This is a genomic window from Stenotrophomonas sp. 10L48, assembly GCF_056395105.1.
Genome location: NZ_JBFTIX010000001.1, coordinates 193,954 through 211,210 on the forward strand (window position 1 = coordinate 193,954; position 17,257 = coordinate 211,210).

At 65.7% G+C, this 17,257-nt stretch carries 17 protein-coding genes; 6 read left to right on the top strand and 11 right to left on the bottom strand.

Annotation, left to right across the window (positions count from 1 at the left end; translation table 11 throughout):
• The first annotated feature begins 26 nt into the window (after positions 1–26).
• From AC1DCU_RS01105 to AC1DCU_RS01115, 3 genes are all read left to right on the top strand, one after another.
• Entirely contained in the window at positions 27–1,463 is a 1,437-nt protein-coding gene (locus AC1DCU_RS01105) for a serine hydrolase domain-containing protein (protein ID WP_442252138.1), read from the top strand.
• A gap of 96 nt (positions 1,464–1,559) precedes the next feature.
• Positions 1,560–2,360 (top strand): restriction endonuclease, encoded by an 801-nt coding sequence (locus tag AC1DCU_RS01110; protein WP_032976265.1) that lies wholly within the window; start codon positions 1,560–1,562, stop codon positions 2,358–2,360.
• Between the two features lie 58 nt (positions 2,361–2,418).
• Positions 2,419–4,527 carry a TonB-dependent receptor family protein gene (locus AC1DCU_RS01115; RefSeq protein WP_442252137.1) on the top strand — a complete coding sequence of 703 codons (2,109 nt, stop codon included), beginning with the start codon at positions 2,419–2,421 and terminating at the stop codon, positions 4,525–4,527.
• A gap of 41 nt (positions 4,528–4,568) precedes the next feature.
• Here the strand turns inward: AC1DCU_RS01115 and AC1DCU_RS01120 are convergent, their stop codons facing one another.
• From AC1DCU_RS01120 to AC1DCU_RS01135, 4 genes are all read right to left on the bottom strand, one after another.
• Positions 4,569–5,084, bottom strand: a complete 516-nt coding sequence (locus tag AC1DCU_RS01120; protein ID WP_315828859.1) for a hypothetical protein — start codon at positions 5,082–5,084, stop codon at positions 4,569–4,571.
• Positions 5,085–5,132: 48 nt separating this feature from the next.
• Positions 5,133–5,882: a hypothetical protein gene (locus tag AC1DCU_RS01125; RefSeq protein ID WP_478013518.1), complete on the bottom strand. Its 750-nt coding sequence runs from the start codon at positions 5,880–5,882 to the stop codon at positions 5,133–5,135.
• Positions 5,879–6,256 (bottom strand): VOC family protein, encoded by a 378-nt coding sequence (locus tag AC1DCU_RS01130; protein WP_032976270.1) that lies wholly within the window; start codon positions 6,254–6,256, stop codon positions 5,879–5,881. Before AC1DCU_RS01130 ends, AC1DCU_RS01125 begins: the two co-directional genes overlap by 4 nt.
• A gap of 487 nt (positions 6,257–6,743) precedes the next feature.
• On the bottom strand, positions 6,744–7,322 hold the full coding sequence (locus AC1DCU_RS01135; RefSeq protein ID WP_099842976.1) for a TetR/AcrR family transcriptional regulator: 579 nt from the start codon (positions 7,320–7,322) through the stop codon (positions 6,744–6,746).
• Positions 7,323–7,391: 69 nt separating this feature from the next.
• Here AC1DCU_RS01135 and AC1DCU_RS01140 point away from each other — a divergent pair, with 69 nt between their 5' ends.
• On the top strand, positions 7,392–7,937 hold the full coding sequence (locus tag AC1DCU_RS01140) for a thioesterase family protein (RefSeq protein ID WP_080148474.1): 546 nt from the start codon (positions 7,392–7,394) through the stop codon (positions 7,935–7,937).
• Positions 7,938–7,952: 15 nt separating this feature from the next.
• Here the strand turns inward: AC1DCU_RS01140 and AC1DCU_RS01145 are convergent, their stop codons facing one another.
• From AC1DCU_RS01145 to AC1DCU_RS01155, 3 genes are read right to left on the bottom strand one after another with little or no spacing between them, the layout of a single operon-like run.
• On the bottom strand, positions 7,953–8,672 hold the full coding sequence (locus AC1DCU_RS01145) for a hypothetical protein (RefSeq protein WP_051584998.1): 720 nt from the start codon (positions 8,670–8,672) through the stop codon (positions 7,953–7,955).
• Between the two features lie 54 nt (positions 8,673–8,726).
• Positions 8,727–9,518, bottom strand: coding sequence for an SGNH/GDSL hydrolase family protein (locus tag AC1DCU_RS01150; protein ID WP_442252039.1), 792 nt, complete (start codon positions 9,516–9,518; stop codon positions 8,727–8,729).
• A 49-nt stretch (positions 9,519–9,567) separates the two neighbouring features.
• Positions 9,568–10,536, bottom strand: a complete 969-nt coding sequence (locus AC1DCU_RS01155) for a DUF2268 domain-containing putative Zn-dependent protease (protein ID WP_442252040.1) — start codon at positions 10,534–10,536, stop codon at positions 9,568–9,570.
• Between the two features lie 140 nt (positions 10,537–10,676).
• Here AC1DCU_RS01155 and AC1DCU_RS01160 point away from each other — a divergent pair, with 140 nt between their 5' ends.
• Positions 10,677–11,660 carry a hypothetical protein gene (locus tag AC1DCU_RS01160; RefSeq protein ID WP_282280533.1) on the top strand — a complete coding sequence of 328 codons (984 nt, stop codon included), beginning with the start codon at positions 10,677–10,679 and terminating at the stop codon, positions 11,658–11,660.
• Between the two features lie 13 nt (positions 11,661–11,673).
• Here the strand turns inward: AC1DCU_RS01160 and AC1DCU_RS01165 are convergent, their stop codons facing one another.
• The 4 genes from AC1DCU_RS01165 to AC1DCU_RS01180 form a co-directional block, all read right to left on the bottom strand.
• Positions 11,674–11,997 carry a hypothetical protein gene (locus AC1DCU_RS01165; protein WP_032976281.1) on the bottom strand — a complete coding sequence of 108 codons (324 nt, stop codon included), beginning with the start codon at positions 11,995–11,997 and terminating at the stop codon, positions 11,674–11,676.
• A gap of 141 nt (positions 11,998–12,138) precedes the next feature.
• Complete coding sequence (locus tag AC1DCU_RS01170) at positions 12,139–12,909, bottom strand: hypothetical protein (RefSeq protein WP_442252041.1); 771 nt, start codon at positions 12,907–12,909, stop codon at positions 12,139–12,141.
• Positions 12,910–13,030: 121 nt separating this feature from the next.
• Complete coding sequence (locus tag AC1DCU_RS01175) at positions 13,031–15,493, bottom strand: S9 family peptidase (RefSeq protein WP_442252042.1); 2,463 nt, start codon at positions 15,491–15,493, stop codon at positions 13,031–13,033.
• A gap of 153 nt (positions 15,494–15,646) precedes the next feature.
• Positions 15,647–15,982 (bottom strand): hypothetical protein, encoded by a 336-nt coding sequence (locus AC1DCU_RS01180; protein WP_025876944.1) that lies wholly within the window; start codon positions 15,980–15,982, stop codon positions 15,647–15,649.
• Positions 15,983–16,742: 760 nt separating this feature from the next.
• On the opposite strand from AC1DCU_RS01180, the gene AC1DCU_RS01185 reads away from it, so the two are divergent.
• A complete protein-coding gene (locus tag AC1DCU_RS01185; protein ID WP_223482888.1) occupies positions 16,743–17,249 on the top strand; it encodes a hypothetical protein in 507 nt (168 codons plus the stop codon).
• Positions 17,250–17,257 lie beyond the last annotated feature (8 nt).

Here is a 17,257-nt window from a genome sequence, read left to right on the forward strand (position 1 = left end):
GCCATCGCCGCTGACGGATCACCGCGATGTACCGCACGCTCGCTGCTGCATTGCTCTGCGCCCTGTTTGCCACCCCGTTCGCTTCGGCGCGGGATGTTCCGCCAGATCTTGCTTCCCAGCTCAACAGCCAGCTCCAGGCCAATCGCGAACGCTACGGCATCGCCGGCCAGGCGGTACTGGTCGCACACGACGGCAACGTGCTTTACGAGGACGCCAGTGGTGAGCGCGATCCCGCCACCCACGCGCCCGCCACCGTCGACTCCATCTTCGCCGCGCAGTCGATGGCCAAGCTGCTGACCAGCACGCTGGTGATGCAGCTGGTGGACCAGGGCAAGGTGGATCTGGATGCCCCCGTCAGTCGTTATGTGCCGGACCTGCCGACCGCGTGGCAGGCCATCCACGTGCGTGACTTCCTCAACCACAGCTCTGGCATCGGCGAATACTACGACCGCGTGGACAACCGCTGGGTGAGCAAAGGCTACCCGGGCGTGGCACCCGATCTTGCTGCTGCGTTGAAGGTGGCCGGTTCGGCGCCGCTGCAGTTCAGAACCGGCAGCCGCGTGCAGTACACGCAGGCCAACTACCTGGTGCTGACTGCGTTGCTGGAGGCGCAGTACCGCCAGCCCTATCCGGTCATTGCACGCGAACGCATCCTGCAGCCGCTGAAAATGACCAGCACCTCGTGGGGAGCAGCCAGCGTGCCGGCGCAGCGCGCGGCAATGCCGTACATCGGCAAGGACGGCCAGCTGCAGCCGGCCAATGAAGATCCATGGCCGAACTACGGTTGGGGCCACGCCGATCTGCAGACCACCGTGGGCGACATGAACCGTTTCCTGCAGGCACTGGCGACCGGCAAGCTGGTGCGCACTGCCACGCTGGAAGCGCTGTGGCAGCCACAGACACTGACCGGCGGTGGCAGCAACTTCTTCTCCACCGGCTGGGATACGACCCGCAGCGATGGCTACACACAGGTCGGCCACGATGGTGGCACCCGCGTGCGCGCGCGGCTGGCCTACAAGGGCACGCTGGCCAGCGGCTACTGGGTGTTCGTGTACCTGACCAATGGCAGCGCCCGCAGTGCCTGGTCGAGCACGCTGGTGGAAAGCACGATGGCAGTGGCTGCGCCAGGCGAGTTTCCGCATGCAGCACTGTCCGAACGTTTGGTCGGCTATGCCTTGACCGGCGACAGCAGCAGTGAAAGTGATCTGCGTGCGTGGCTGAGCGAAAGCAGTGGCATTGCATCCGACGAACTGGAGCGGGCCATCAATGCAACCGGCTACGCGATCCGCAACAATCTGGGCAACCGGCCCGCGCTGAAGGTCTTCGCCCTCAACGCGGCCCTGTATCCCACCTCGGCCAACGCCTGGGACAGCCTTGCCGAATGCCATGCTGCGCTCGGTAACGCTGAGATGGCCAAAACGCTATACGCCAAATCAAAAGCACTGGTGAAATCCGCTTTGTAGAGTCGAGCCTCTTCTACTGGAATTTGCTGTGGGGCACACCGGAAAACCAATCGGAAGGCTCGACTGAACAATGGCGAGCACGTCGGAGAAAAATGCATGGGACGCAGGCGCAACAGTCTTCTGGATGTCATGGCCACATGGCCGTGGTACATCAACGCAGCGGTGGGCGGGCTCGGCTTCGCCACTCTGCGCTGGTTGTTACCGGCTTGGCGCCAACCTGTCACTGCCCCCACTGGCGACATCCTCCTTCAGGTTCTTGCCCAACCGGTATTTGCCTGGGCCTGGTTGGCGATCTGCATGCTTGCCACCTTGTTTTCCTTGGCTGGCGCCTATAAGCGACGCCAGCTGCTGGATACCCGAACCGGGTTGGAAAGCCTGGCCACGACGGGCTGGCGAAACTTCGAGCTTCTTGTCGGCGAAGCCTTCCGGCGCCAAGGCTATGCAGTCGAAGAAACCGGACTGGGCGGCGCGGACGGTGGCATCGACCTGATCCTGCGACGCAACGGCAAGCGCACGCTGGTGCAATGCAAGCAATGGCGACGGCAGCAGGTAGGCGTGGCGGTCGTGCGCGAGATGTACGGGCTGCTCGCGCACCACAAGGCGGACGCGGCAATGGTTGTCAGCTCGGGCAAGTTCAGCCGTGATGCCCAAGCCTTCGTGGCGGGCAAACCCGTCGCATTGGTGCCCGGCGCCGAGCTACTGCGGATGATCCGCGAAGTGCAGACTCGGCCGATCACCGAACCGTTGGAACGGCTGGAGCCAACCCTGGCAACGCCCACGCAAGCCGCAACTGCCGCGACCTGCCGGAAGTGCGCTGCGCCGCTGGTTGAGCGCAAGAACCGGACTACTGGCGAGTTGTTCCTGGGATGTAGCCGATTCCCGGCCTGCCGGGGGTGACGTACCGCACTCGATCTGTTAACTTTCGCGCCTGTTTTTTGGTTTACAGACTGTCCGCATGCCCTTCCTGCCGCATCGCCCCGCCCCCTCCCTGCTGTCGCTGGCCATCCTGCTTGGCCTGTCCGCCACCGCCCACGCCGCCCCACAGGCCACCACCCTGGACGCGGTGCAGGTCACTGCCGCCGATGCCAGCGCGCAGGCGCGCGAGGCGCTGAAGCGCGTGCCGGGCGCCAGCAACGTGATCGACGTGGCCAAGGCGGACAGCCGCCTGTCCAGCAGCGCCGACGTGTTGGCCTACCAGCCCGGCATCAGCACGCAGTCGCCGGGCAATGAAGGCACCAAGGTGTCGATCCGCGGCTCGGGCATCAACCGCGGCCCAGGTGCACATGCTTCCGGCATTGCGGTGTCGATCGACGGCCTTCCACTGACCGGCCCGGGCGGCACACCTTACGAGCTGCTGGAACCGTTGTGGCTGTCGCGCGTGGAAGTGCTGCGCGGTGCCAACGGCTTCGAACGCGGCGCGCTGGCACTGGGCGGAGCCATCGACTACATCAGCCGCAGCGGTCGCGACTCGGCTGGCGTGCAGCTGCACTACGAAGCCGGCAGCCGCGGCTACCAGAAGCGCGGGATCAGCTGGGGCGGCGCCAGTGGTGACGTCGACTACTTCCTGGCCTATACAGATACCGAATTCGATGGCTACCAGCGCCATGCGGCCGGCGATGGCAAGGGCGCGATGGCCAACATCGGCTGGCAGATCACCCCCGATCTGCAGACCCGCTTCTTCGTGCGCTACCGCGAAACCAACCACGAGACACCCGGGCGCCTGACCCGCGAGCAGATCCGCAATGATCCGCGCGCGGCGAACGCGGCCAACCTGGCCATCGATGCGCGCCGTCCGCAGCCGGGCAGCACCTGGGTGGGCAATCTCACCACCCTGCAGATCGACGAGGATTCCTCGCTGCAGGCCGGGCTGGTCTATCACAAATACCCGATGGACTTGAACGAGAGCCTGTACCGCCAGCAGCTGGACTACGCCAACCTCAATGCCACGCTGGACTACCGTCGCCGGCACACGCTGTTCGGTTTGGACAGCGAGACCACCATCGGGCTGCGCATTACCCACGACCTGGATGCCGATGTGCGCGAGTCGCTGCGCTTTGCCAACAACGGTTATGCCGCCGGCACCCGCACGCGCGACTTCCGCCACCACGGCACCGACAGCACGCTGCACATCGGCAACAACCTGGCCGTGAATGATCGCCTGCGCGTACAGACCGGTTTTGCGCTGATCAACACCCGCCGCGATGTGCAGGTCACGTGGCCGAGCAGCGGCGGCCGCCTGCGCGACCACGACTGGGACTACGCGCCGCGGCTGGGCTTCACTTGGCAGCAGACGCCGCAGACGCAGTGGTTCGGCAACCTCAGCCGCTCAGTGGAAGCGCCGCACCCGTGGTCGATGATCTGGGGCTCGAACCAGTACTTCGGCGCGGGCAATGGCCCTTCCACCGGCCGCCAGCGTGCGCCGGTGCCGATGCAGAACCAGACCGCCACCACGCTGGAACTGGGCGCACGCGGTGAAGCGGCGCTGGGTCGTTGGGAACTGACCGGCTACTACGCGCACGTGAACCACGAGCTGCTGAGCGTGGAACTGCAGCCGGTGCCGAACCTGTTCATCGCTGAGAACAACGCCAGCCCCACCGTGCACCGTGGCATCGAGGCCGGGTTGGACAGCACCTTGTGGCAGGCTGCACCGGGCCGTCTGTCGTTGCGCCAGGTGTACACCTTCAGCGATTTCCGCTATCGCCACGATGCACGTTTTGGCAGCAACCGCCTGCCCGGCCTGCCGCGCCACGCTTACCAGGCCGAACTGCGCTTCGACCATGCCTCGGGCCTGTATGCCGCACTGAACACCGAGTACGCCTCACGCATCGCGGTGGACTACGCCAACAGCTATTGGGCGGACAGCCACGTCATCTTCGGTAGTCGCATTGGTTACGACGCACCGGGCGGCCGCTGGCAGCTGTGGGCGGAGATGCGCAACATCGCTGACCGCCATTACGCCGCCACCGTCACCCCCGGTTACAACGATGCCGGCAAGGACGTGGCGCGCTCGACGCCCGGCGAAGGCCGCGGCGTGTATGCAGGCGTGCGCTGGCGCTTCGACTGATTCACAAGGGGAGCGCCGGGCATCGCCCGGCGCCCCATGGATCATGCAATGCGCCAGGACGGCAGGCGCTCGCTGCGCCGCCACACGGTTGGCGCGAAACCCATCATCAACAGCCCTGCCAGCCACTTCGGCGACGTGCTGAGCAGTGTAGAGGCCAACGCGGCATCCAGCGGAGCGGCGTCCTCCTGCCACGGGTTATAGCCTAGGTAGATGATGCTGCCCGCCCACCACAGCAGGGCCAGCCCGATGCCCACCAGCAGCAGGGCCATCGTGCGGCAGGTCCAGCGCTGCGAGGTCGTCCCCCATTCGCGGGAAATGGCCACCAGCAGGCCGACCACCAGCAGCGACACCAAGGCCACCAGGCCGATGTCTACCTTGTGCCCGATGCGTTCATAGGTGCAGGCGCGGCACTGCGCCTCTTCGGCGGCCGCATCTGTTGTGGGCGGGGTGGCCGCAGGCCCGGACTGGGCCAGCACCGCGAAGGGCATCAACAGGGCGAACATCGCCACCATCAGCCAACGAACGAACTTCCTGTTCCTGCGTGCAGCGACATCCATGCGCTTCTCCTTGCGTGTGATTGATATTAAACGTCGTGGCAGATCCTGTTACAACGCCTTGAATACCTGCATCAGGCTGACCGCATCCGGCGCCAACTGCTGCGCAAGCCAGCCCAGCCCGGCGAAAAACACCAGCAGGCTCAGCAGCGGCCAGATCGTATGGGACAGGCACAGCCGCCACCACCCCTGTGCCTGCATGCCCTGCATCCGCTTGTACAGACCCCCGGCGATGGCCGCATCCACCAGCAGCTCGGCCATCAGCACCGGCGCAGACCAGACCACCCAGGCACTGGCCACGAGCACTGTAGCCACCAGCGCCATGATGCCGAGAATGGCCAGCAACGGCAGGCCTGCCTCGCCGTCGGCCACGTCCAGCAACGATGCGCTGTCGGCGCTCGCGCTGGAGGACGCTGCGGCTTCGCCCCAGGAGGCGGACGCGCCACCACCGCCGGAATGCCCGCCGCTGCCGGTCCACGGCGATGCCTGGCTGTCACCGCCGCCGGGCGCGGAGCCCAACCCATCGGCCACTGCATCCCAGCGCCACCGGATCCAGACCCACATCAGCAGCAGGAACACGCCATAGGCGATCAGCACGGCCAGCGGATAGCGCAGCAGCATCGCGTCCATGCCTGCCAGGCGCAGCACGTGCGAGGCGAGGAACCCGGCGGCACCGGTCAGCACGACAATCACGGCCATCTGCAGCCGCGGCCAGCCACGATGCTGCAGCTGCCGACGTGCACGCATCGCTTCGCCGCTGCGGCTGCCCGGCATTGAAACGGGCTGGCGTGCGTGTTTCATGCCGCCGCCTTGGTCACCGCCTCGATGCGATGGCCATCTGGATCGATCACGAACGCAGCGTAGTAGCGCTCGCCATAGTCCGGGCGCAGACCGGCAGGTCCGTTGTCCTGGCCTCCGGTGGCCAAGGCCGCATGATGGAACCGATCAACGGCGTCGCGCGAGGTTGCCGTCAACGCCAGATGGAAGCCAGGTCCCGGCGCAACCGCATCGTCGCGCAGCTTCAGGCACAACAGGTCTTCATCCTCGACCAGGCCATAGCCGATCGCAGTGTCGTCTTCGAAAACGCGGCGGTAACCGAGTGCTGCAAGAACGGCATCGTAAAAGCGACCTGCACGCTCGAGATCGCGGACACCCAACGAGAGGTGGTGCAGCATGCAGACATCCTTGCCAGGCACGCGCGGGCTGCGCTGGCCGGATTCTACCCTGCCGTGGCGCCGCGTCTACAGGTCACGTCCCGTCCAGTTTCCGCCGGATCCACGGCAACCGCAGTCCGGTGTGGATCCTATATTCTGGGCAGCCACGGAACGGATCGGCTCCTGCATGCAAGCGTCCCAGTTCACCCGTCCTGTTGCCATCGTCATGTTCCTGCCGATGATCGGCCTGGCAGGCTGGGGGTCGTGGTTCGCGACCTATTGCATGAGTGACGGCTGCCTGGGCGTGTTTGCACTTTGGCTTGGCGCAATGGCGGCCTTGTTCCTGCAGGCCCTGCTGGTCTTGCCTCTGCATGCCTGGGCACTGAAAAGGCAAGGGGCCGATGCGGCCAGCCGCTATGTACGCTGGCTGGTGGCATCCAGTATCGCTGTGATGGTGCCCATGTTTGCCGGGTGGGTCTACATGTTCTTCAAGTGGTCCGCGCGCCGCTCAAGCAGGCGGTGCGGCTGCCTTCAACAACTGCGCAGCCACCTGGTCGAACGGGGCGATGTCCTGCAGTGCGCGGCTCATCGCCACTGCGCCTTCCACACTGGCAATCACCAGGCTGGCCAGGCCGGTCGCCTGGGCAGGCGCGTGCCCATCGGCGACGAACGCCTCAGCCAGGTGCCCCTGCCAGCGGGCAAACACCTCGGCGGCCGCCGCGCGTGGCTGGCTCGGCGTGGCCTCCACCGGCTCCTCGACGGCTGCCGCCAGCACCGGGCAGCCGGCACGAAAACCGGTGCGCAGCAGGCGCTCGCGCCACAGCGCCAGGAACTGCTGCAACCCCTGCACCGCGCCGCCCTTCAGCAGTTCGATCAGCAGCGCCTCCACCTTGTCGCCGGCCATCGTGGTGGCCCGTGCCAACAATTCCTGCTTGCCGCCCGGGAAGTGGTGATACGTGGACCCGAGCGGCGCATCAGCCAGTTTGGTCACTTCGCGGATGCTGGTCGCGTTGAGGCCCACACGCGCGAGCATCTGCGCTGCGGCATCGATCACACGCTGGGGGGCATCGGACGATCGCGGGCTCACGGCCGGCTCCTTGCTAAGACAGTCGTCATAGACTAGCGTATCGACCGCTCTATAACAGTCGTCATAATCATGAATCTCTGGTTCCGCCTGCTCCACCTGCTGCTGTGCAGCCTGTTCCGGCCGAAGCTGGAGGCCCCGTTCGGCGTCTCCCGCCTGCAGTTCCGGGTGCTGCCCAACGACCTGGACAGCAACCTGCACATGACCAACGGCCGCTACTGGAACATCTTCGACCTGGGCCGGCTGGACCTGATCCTGCGCATGGGCCTGGGCAAGGTGGCGCTGCGTGAGAAGTGGGCGCCGATTGTTGGCGCCGGCACCATCCAGTTCCGGCGCGAGCTGAAGCCGTTCCAGCGCTTCACCCTGGAAACGCGACTGGTCGGCTGGGTCGGCACACGCGGCATCATGGAGCAGCGCGTACTGATCGGCCCGGAGCAGAAAACCGCCACGCGTGCACTGCTGATCACCGGCATCTACGACCGCCGCGCACGTCAGTTCGTCGGCATGCCACAGATGATGGAATCGATCGGCGTGGTTGCTCCGCCCTCGCCGGCCCTGAGTGCGGCAGCGGAGGCGCTGCTGGCTGCCGATCTGGCGTTGAAGCAGGACCATGATTGACCCCTGCCACGCGGATCAGGGGGCAGACGCCTCCACCATCATGGGGGTCACGAAGGTGATCTGCGTGCGGCCACCCACATGCAGCACATACTCGAAGGTCTGCCGCATCTGGCTGTACGCGCCACCTTCGGGCGCACCATAGTTGGCGCCGACGCTCACGGTGTGCCGACCGGGCGTCAGTGGCTTGAGCATCAGCCAGTAGCCGTCGGCCGCAGCCAATCTCGAGTCGTCGTCATCCGGATCCATGCGGAAGCAACCTTCGCTCTTCACCCGGTGCAGGCGCACGTCACCCAACGGCTGCCCGTCCAGCAGCACCACAGCGCTGACAAGATGGTCGTTGTTGATCGCCGCGCCGGCCTGCAGCTCCTCGCAGGAGACGTCTTCCCCGGTCTGGTAGCTGGCCATGTTGATGATGGGCAGCAACAGGTGCCTGCCTTCGGGCACCACGCACTGCCTGCGTGGCTGGAAGCGGCCATTGGTTCCTGCCAGGTTCCAGACCGGCCCCTCCTGGCCCAGTTCGCACAGGCGACCATCGGGATCCAGGTAAGGCGCAACCCTCTGCTCGTCAGCCCAGCGCCACCAACGCGCTGTCCATTCGCTCAGGGAAATGCCGGCCACCGCCTCACGTGTGACCGGTGACGCTGCAGGCGCGGCAAGGGCGCTCGCCTGACCTGCAAACATCAGTACCGTGGCCACGCCGGCCAAGCGCAGCCTGCTGCCGATTCCGTTCTGCATTCCCTGCCTCGTCGTCCCTGGCGGCCACCGTGCGCGGCCGGCACTACCCCAATCTCAGCGCTTGGGCGCGTTCGCCTGCGCGCGCTTGATCGCCGCCTCGGCCAGCGGTGCCATCAGCGCATAACCCTTCGCCGTCGGATGCACGCCATCGGTTGCCAACTGCGCATCCAGTCCGCCGGCACGGTTGGCCATCGGCGTGTGGTAGTCCAGATAGACCAGCCCGCGCGCATCGGCCTGCCGCTTCAACGCAGCATTCAATGCACGCACCTTGGGCGCAGGTGCTATGCCCGGCATCCACGGGTACTCGCTGACCGGCAACACCGACGCCAGCACCACCGCAATGCCATGCGCTTTGGCCAGATCCAGCATGGCCTGCAGGTTGTCCTCGATCATCGCCTGCGTGGACGGGCCGGTGTTCCCGGCGATGTCATTGGTGCCGGCCAGGATCACCACCACATTCGGGCGCAGCGCCAGCACATCCTGCGAAAAGCGCACCAGCATCTGTGCGGTGGTCTGCCCGCTGATGCCGCGATTGAGGTAACCCTTGCCGGGGAAGAACCTGCTGCTGCCTTCCTTGCCCCAGCCTTCGGTGATCGAATCGCCGAAGAACACCACGCGTGACTGGCCGTCCCGTGGCGCGGGCAATGCAGCATTGGCTGCGCGGTACTTCTGCAGCTGCGGCCAATCGGACAGACGCTGCTGCATGAAGCGCACTTCATCTGGCTGCACCTGCTCCACTGGCTTGGTCAGCAATGGATTGCTGGCCGCCTGCACCAACGCTGGCGTGGCCAGCCCCGCCATGAGCGATCCGGCCAGCAGCCAGGCCAGTGAAGTCCTCCTGCGCATGAGCATCCTCCGTTGTCGACCTGGGCAGTCTAGCGCGGCCTGCCAATGGTCACTTGGCCGATGCAGCCGCCCTTGCCGCCACACCCGTCACCTTCGCCGGCATCCACATGCCCGGCGTCCAGCCACTGGCCTGCAGGATCGCTTTGGCGTCCTTCTGCTGGATCAGCGCGCGCACGGCATCGCGCTTGTTGCCGGCCTGCAGGTAATACGCCTTGGCGATGCGGTAGCCCACCCAGTAACCCAGATCATAGGGCTCCTGCGAACCCGGCGTGTAGTTGTACAGCCAGGGCGTCAGATCGGTGCTGTCCACGTCCAGCGCGAAGGCACTTTCGATATGCACTTCCCTGCCCCGCGTCCAGCCGGCATGCCGGCCATTGCCAACGTTGCCGGAAATCAGCTCGGCGATGAACTCGGCGATCCCCTCGCCCAGCGACTCGCGCAGCACCGTCGCCTGCGGGTCGCCTGCTTCGTACTCGCTCACGCCGGTCTGCTGGATATGCACGTACTCATGCGCGATCACGTGCACGAAGCGGTCCTGCGCGTTGGCGTTCATGAAATCGGCCGCGCACAGTGCTTCCAGGCCGATCACCACGCCATCGGGGTACGTCATGCCCACCGGCTTGCCGCGCCCCACCACGATCGCCACCGGCGGAAACTTCGCCTGCGGATAGATCGCCTGCAGATTGGCGAACACCTGCACCAGTCGCTGCCGCACCGCCGGCAACTCCGCCAGGCAGGCCCGTCCATTGGCGTACAGCGCAGGGTCGCGCGCCATCGCTTCGGCCATGCGCTGGGCGGTCACCCGGCGCAGCTTGGCGAACTGGGCCAGGCTCGGCGTGCCCTGTGCCAGGTACTGCTCAAGCTGGGCCACGCTGGGCTTGCCGCCAGCGGCCTCGTACAGCGCGTAGAAACGGGTGGCATCGGCGGTCAGGATTTCCGGTCCCGGCGCGGCCGCCTGGGCAGTGCCGATCACCCCGCCGAGGGCCAGGGCAAGCAGGCAACGCAATGACACGAACATGGCTCCGTCCTTGGTGGAGTGCACGCGAAGCGCGCAATCTACCACCGCGTCATCGCATGCGCTGCCGTATCGTGCAACGCCCTCCCCTGCTATGCCAGACTCGCGGCGAGCGGCTGCCATGGAAGCAAGGGGAAGACAGGATGATGATCGTTCCAGCCTACTGGGCCGAAGCCCGTCTGCAGGACAGGTACAGGGGCCGCCCGCTGGTGGTACGCCGGTTCGGCTGGTCCGACGACGACCAGGATGCCGCGCAGGCCCATGCCGATGCACGTGCGCGCGAAGCGCTCGATGCCATCCTCAGCGGCCAGGCCGTGCCGCGTCGCGAGCGACGAACCAACTACGGTGTGGAAGGCATCCCGATCCGCGAGCAGATCGTGCAGCGCAGCGATGACGTCATCGTTACCCGCAACAGCTACGGCGCGCTGTGCCTGAACACCCCGGACGTACTGTTTGCGGATATCGACCACGTGTCCACTCCGTCAGGCTGCGCATTGCCGCTGCTCGGTGCGCTGGGGCTTCTGGCGGCCGGTGCGCTGATCGGCGGTGCGCTGGGCAACTTCAACATCGGCCTGGCGGCCGGCGGCATCGCGATGGTGGTGGTCAACCAGATCCTGTCGGGGCGGCGCAATCGACGGCTGGCCCGGTCCGGCGGCGTCGAGGGCATCGCACTGCAGCGCGTGCAGGCATTCGTCGAGCACCACCCCGACTGGCACCTGCGCGCTTACCGCACCCCGGCCGGGCTGCGCATACTGGCGATGCATGCCACGTTCGAACCACAGGATGCGCAGGTGCATGCCTTCTTCAAGGCATTGGGCACCGACACGTTGTATGCACGCATGTGCACGCTGCAGCATTGCTTCCGTGCGCGGCTGACACCCAAACCGTGGCGGCTTGGCATCATCGCGCACATCCGTCCGCCGGTGGCGGCCTGGTCGGCCGAGCAGGCCAGCAACCCCGACCGCCTGGCGTGGATCGCCGAGTACGAAAGAGAAAGCGCCGGCTTCGCCGCATGCGCCTATGTCCGCAGCTTCGGCGATGAGCGCCGCGTGGATGCCAAGGCCGAACGCGTGCGCGACCTGCATGACCGGATGTCGCGTGCGCTGGAGAACCTGCCGCTGGGCTGAGTGCCCGTCGTGCTCAGCGGCCGCCCTGCACGAAGGGTTGGCCCGCCAGCGTGGTTCCCACCTGCAGAGCGACCTGCTGCCCATCCTTGGCGAAGGTGCTACGGCAATTGTTGCCGCCCTTCTGGCAACCCACTTCCGGGAAACCGTCCAACACTTCGGGCGCATCGCGTGGCGGGCTGGCCTGCCATCCTGCGGCATCAAGAAGGCGCTTGGCCTTGCTGTAGGGCATGCCGGCAGTGATGCCCAACGCTGCCAGCTCAGCCGGCAACGGCTGGGCGAATGCAATGCCCGGGACAACGGAAATCGACAGCGATACGGCGAGGATGAAGGCCTTCATGGAGCGAACCCGTAGCGGACATCAGATGCGCAGCGTACCGCAGCTTTGTGGCCGATCCATGCCTGCATCACAGATGGTTACGCAACACCCACAGGGGGATACCTGGCCCGGCTGTGCCCTCGCAGCCCCCCCCCCCCCTGTTCATGGCCCGGTCGTGCACTTCAATGCCTCCAGCTCAAGCTCCTGTTTCAAGCGATGCTGCAGCCAGGTGCTTTTGAAGCGGGCACGTGTTGCCTCCCCCTCTGGCAGCAACCGGGTCAACGCGTCACTCAGCGCGGGGCGCCACTGATCCGGCGCGAGCGACAGTGATCGCTGATTCACCTGCCCACTAGACAGCTGCTTCCATGGCAACATCAAGGCCTTCTGCGATCTCGACAGAAACACCACGTCAGGCTTGCCCTGGCGCTTCACCGTGACCGACATCACCGGATAATCGTCAGTCCACGCCACCGCGTCCCCCCTGAAGTGCTGCTGCACCCGCTGGTGCAGCCCCTTGACAGTCAACGTCCGACGGGCCCACGCCTGCTGATCGGCGAATGTGCACGATGCCGGCGGCATTGACCGCAGTTTCGGATCCAACTCCAGCATCTCAGCGCGATCAAGGCGGCCCGCAATCAGACTGATCGTGGCCTCCTTGGACAGCGGGGCAGCATCAATAGCCGCTTCGAACGCTTCGAACGCTTCGACCGCAGCAGCCGGCAATATCTGCTTGGGCAATTCCTGGCTTCCCGCCGAATCTGTGACACGAACACGCGTGGTGATTCCACGTACATCGCGCTCGATAAGCCAGTGCTCTGAAACACCTCCCCAACCGGACCAATCGTAGGCCACGTCGATGCGCATGGGCCCATCGGCTGCAGCAGCCATAGCGGCCGGACACAGGGCTACGACGACGAGAAACCAGGCCTTCATGACGCTCCTTGGAAAGCGGATTCTGTGGCACATGCAGCCTTCGTGCATCACAACCGGGCATGGCTCGGTGCTACTGGACGCCTGAACCAGAAAGGCCGCCCCGGAGGGCGGCCTTGCCGGATTACTTCGCGTTCTTCACGTAGGTGTCGAACCAGTTGAGCATTTCCGACACCAGCTGCTCGTTCGATTCCAGCGCGGTGTACCAGTGCGGCTCGTTGGGCAGCATCACCAGGCGGGTGGTACCACCATTGCCGCGGATCGCCTGGTACAGCTTGCGCGACTGGAACGGCTCGGTGCCCGGGTTGGCGTCGTCCTCGCCGTGGACCAGCAGCAGCGGCAGCTTGATCTTGTCGGCGTAGAAGAACGGCGAGGCCTTCAGGTACACATCCTGCGCCTGCCATACCGAGCGACGCTCGTTCTGGAAGCCGAACGGGGTGAAGGTCTTGTTGTACGAGCCACTGGTCGCCACGCCGGCCTTGAACAGGTTGGTGTGGGCGATCAGGTTGGCGGTCATCAGGCCACCATGGCTGTGGCCGGTCACGCCGATACGGTTGCGGTCGACCACGCCCAGCTCCACGGCCTTGTCCACCGCCGCCTTGGCGTCGGCTTCCAGCTGTTCCAGATAGGTGTCGTAGGCGTTCTTCGGGTCACCCACGATCGGGAACGAGGCGTTGTCGATGATCGCGTAGCCGGCCAGCAGCATCAGGCGGTACGGCTGCAGACGGGTGAACGTCTGCTGCGAACCGGAGACCTGCCCGGCCTGTGCGGCATTGGCGAAGTCGGCCGGGTAGGCATACAGGATCGCCGGCACGCGCTGGCCTTCCTTGTAGCCCGGCGGCGTGTACAGGGTGAACGACAGGTCCACGCCATCGGCGCGCTTGTAGGTCACCAGGCGCTTCTGTATCTGCCGCACTTCCGGGCTCGGGTCGACCAGCTTGGTCAACGCAGCAGGCTTGGACTGGAACTGTGCCTCGCCGGCCTTGGCATCGTTGATGCGCTCACCGAGCAGACGCACGAATGCGTTCGGCGGGTCCATCACCGACTGGTGCCAGGTCAGGAAGCGACCCGGCGTGTTGCTGAACCCCAGGAACTGCTCGTACGCATCGGCATCACTGCGGAACAGGCGTTCGGTTTTCAACGTAGCCAGATCGAGCGCATCCAGGAACGGACGGTCGCCCTGCGGCGACGCCCCCTGCCCGCGCAGGAACACGGTGTTGCCCTCCTGGCGCACCACCGGCGCACCGCTGGGCAGGCGCTTGAACACCAGGTTGCCCGGGTTGCCGTACAGCTCATCGCTGGACATGTCCCACAGCAGGCGACCTTCCTTCTTCGGCTGGTCCACATCCACGATGCGGGCCTGCATCCAGTGACGGTTCTCGTCGTTCTCGAACTGGAACGACACGGCCGGGTCGGCCGACCACGCAAATCCCTCGAAGCGCTGTGCAGTGCGGGCGATTTCCACCGGCTTGCCGGTGAACGGGGCCTTCAGCATCAGCACGCGATCGCGATGCGGCACGCTCACCTTCCAGTCGCCCTTGTCCAGCGCTTCGGCATAGACCAGGGTGGCCGGATCGGTGGAGCGCCAGTCGTAACCCCGCGGGCCTTCCGGCACACCGTGTACCGGCACGCGATCGGCCAGCGGCAGGCTGGCCAGAACCGTATTGCGGCCATTGGCCAGGTCCAGCACCGCCACATCATTGGCGAAGCGCTGGTAGGTCACCGCATGCGAGAACGGCGCCTTCAGGGTCTCGGTCAGCACATGCACGCCATCGGGTGCGGCGTTGACGTCGTTGTACAGCGCCGGCTGGCCAACCGGGCGCACGCTGCCGGCAGCGGCATCGACCACCGCCAGCTGCGAGGCACCGTAATAGGCGAACAGCTTTTCGTCGTGCACGCTGGTCAGCGTGTCGCGCGCTTCATAGGTGCTGCTCTCGCCACTGCTGCCCAGCGACTCCTGCGCGTCCGGACCGGTGGGCGTACCGCCGTTGGACGGCGCCGGCCCCTGGTTGGCCGGCACCAGCTTCACCAGCAGGTTCTGGCTGCCGCCCAGCCACTGCACCGTGCTGCCGAAGATGGGGTTCAACTGCACGTTCGGCACCTGCTTCACCTGGCCGGTGGCGGCGTCGCCCACCCACAGCTGCACGCTGGTATCGACGGCATTCTGGAAGGCGAAACGGCTGCCATCGGCCGACCACTGTGCGCCACCTGCGCACCCCTGCGGCAGGTTCACCTTGGTGCTCTTGCCGCTGACGATCTCGACCAGGGTGAAGTCGGCCACACAGGCCGGAATGCCATAGCCGCCGGGCGTGTCGTGGCGGCTGCGGTTCTTCGGTTCCAGGCGCACGCCAGCCAGCTTCAGGTACGGCTGGGCGACGCGGGTGATGGACGGATAGGTCTGTGCGGTGGTCAGCAGCAGGCGCTGGCCGCTGGGGTCGATGTTCGGTGCCGGCGGCGGCGGCGCCTTGAGCACCTTGAGCAGGCGTTCCGGCGGCTTGGCGTAGTCGGCGAAGGCCGGGCCGGCGGCCAGCAGGCCGAGCGTGGCAACGGCAACGGCCGCCGCCAGAGAGGTACGACGGATGAGCATCCTTTTCCCCTGGGGTGTGAGTTGGGTACCCGCACGGCGGGCATGGGCCGAATCTAACACCCCCTGCCCACCGGGAAATGGGCCGGAAGGGCTAGTCGCCCCATCCTGCAAAGCGTGGCCCTGCCTGGCCCGGCCCCTCTGGATGCCCTTCGCCTACTGCCGCGCGTGCAACTCCCAGGTGGACAGATAATCAGGATCGATCACCGTCACCCCGCTGGACCGCAACTGGTACTCGCCTGGCGCGGCCGGCAGGTACTGGTCCAGCATGGGCGGCAGGTAGCGCTCATGGCCGTCATCGCCATCGGCCAGCACCAGCCCTTCTTCGGCACTGACCCTCAGCACGGTGCCGGCAAACTGCTCCAGCCCCTGCACCTGGCCATCGCCGCCAAAACGGGTAACGCCCACCAGCACCAGCTTGCCAATCATCTGCGCGGCCTTGGCATCATCCAGATCCAGGGGCGGCAGGGCTCCTCTCGATTCGTTGCTCATCGTGCACCTCGGAAGCCTGCGTGGACATCGTGGACGAGATGCGCGCCCAGTGCTGCGAACGAAGCAGCGCCATGGGGCGACTCGCATGCATGTAGTGGCTCTGCGCATTGCGGGATGCAGAGCCAACCATCGGTGCTCAACTCACGGAAGAATTCTGTCTGAGGCTGCATGAACCGCAGCAACGTCTTCAGCATGTCTGCCAACACCAGCGCACGCTGCCTGCGCGATAGGCTGGTTGCTGATGCGGTAGGTATACGCGTGAACAGGACTGTGCATCGCGGGCCTCCTTGCCGAGGGGAGTGGCCTCGCAGGACCACGTTCAACGCTGCGCAAATGTGCCGGAAACAAGCTGGCGGGTGTCGGTCGCGGGAAAACGGCAGGGAGGCCTGCAATTCAAGGCCACGCCAGTGCTTGATCGACTCACGGCTGGATGCTGCCACCTCTCAAGGAATGAGGAAGTGAAGAAAATTCCATGGCATCCAGAGCCGACTGCGCGCCGCCAGGGAGAGCCCGGCGCTGGCAACTCCGCTTGCAGCAAACACCTGAGGTCCGAAGCGCCCGACCCCGGTGCCAGCAATCGTCAATTGCATTTAACCTGTGATTCACCTGGGCCACTTTAGGGTCAGCGCTCAACATGCAGGGAACGCTTATGCTTGGGTACGCATTCACACGGCCGTGGACGATCGTCCTAAGTGCGGCCTCGCTCTGCGCCTGCGCACACGCGACTGACCATTCGTCGACTTCTCAAGGACCCGCTCCCATGGCATCGACTGCCTCCGACGCCGCAACGCCGTCTGCGCTCACCGCAGATCAACTTCTGTTGCGCCTGCTGGATCTGATCAAGGACACCACCTCCACCCGTGAACTGACCCTTGAACGGGTATCGCAGGCCATGCAGGCGCCCGCGCAGAGTTTCGGCCCGGGTCATTTCGGCTACGGCGGCACGCTGACGCCGGAATGGAGCTACGGCCTGGAAATCAAGACGGCTGGCGCCGCCGATACGCGTCTCGATCTCAATTTCATCGACACCACTGCCGAGCGCAAAGCCAACGCATCGGCGATCTGCCAGGTCGACTTCGATCAGTTCGCCTCGGGTCTGCAGGCCGCGGGCTTCAAGCGTGAAACCATCCGCGGCGAGCACGGCCGCGTCATCCATGACCGTTTCGATCGCCCGAACCTGAGCATCAAGGTCGACACGATGGCTGAGAATCCGACCCCGTCTGGCGAGCCGGCGCATGCCTGCGTCCGCCTTGTCACCGTGCAGTAAGGAGCAGC